1 protein-coding gene and 1 pseudogene are annotated in these 537 nt (G+C 29.6%); one reads left to right on the forward strand and one right to left on the reverse strand.

Annotated elements, in window-relative coordinates; genetic code table 11:
• A pseudogene (locus QZ114_RS08560) lies at window positions 1-274 on the forward strand (phosphate ABC transporter permease); the annotation flags it as partial.
• 54 nt (window positions 275-328) lie between these two features.
• On the opposite strand, the gene QZ114_RS08565 reads toward QZ114_RS08560, so the two are convergent.
• The coding region (locus tag QZ114_RS08565) for a hypothetical protein (protein WP_295502205.1) at window positions 329-537 on the reverse strand (209 nt) is incomplete at its 5' end.

The following is a 537-nucleotide window of genomic DNA, read 5'->3' on the forward strand; positions in this document are numbered from 1 at the left end:
CTCAGATACTATTTTCTACATGACAAATGCTTTGGGAAATCCAACAAGATATGAAGTCTACCACTATGAATTGCCCTTTACAGCACTAAACGAATGCAGTTTTAAAGAGATTCTAGTAAAAGTTCCAGAAAATACAAGAGAATACATCAGTCACTTGTATGGGGAGGATTTTGAAATCCCTAATCCCCATTATAATTGGAAAGAAAATCCTATATACAAACAAAGGGATGTTAAAATGGCAAAAGTCCTTTTGATTAAATCGTTTGGACACTAAAATAAATAAAAGAAACGAGCTAGATTAAATCCAGTTCGTTTCTTTTATCTCTAATTATTTTTTAAAGATTCTAGCTTTATATTTTTTCTTAAGTTTCAAAAAGATTAAAGCTATAGCAAGTGTGAATATAATAAATAGATAGTTTCTATAATCTATAAGACTAACTCTTCCAGAACGATTCAGATGAAAAATACCAATCCATTTATTTTTACTAAGGGTTCCATCATTTTCAAAATGATAACGATTCATCCACTCATCTTTAG

The sequence above is a fragment of the uncultured Streptococcus sp. genome, from assembly GCF_901875575.1.
In the GTDB taxonomy this organism is placed as follows: Bacteria; Bacillota; Bacilli; order Lactobacillales; family Streptococcaceae; genus Streptococcus.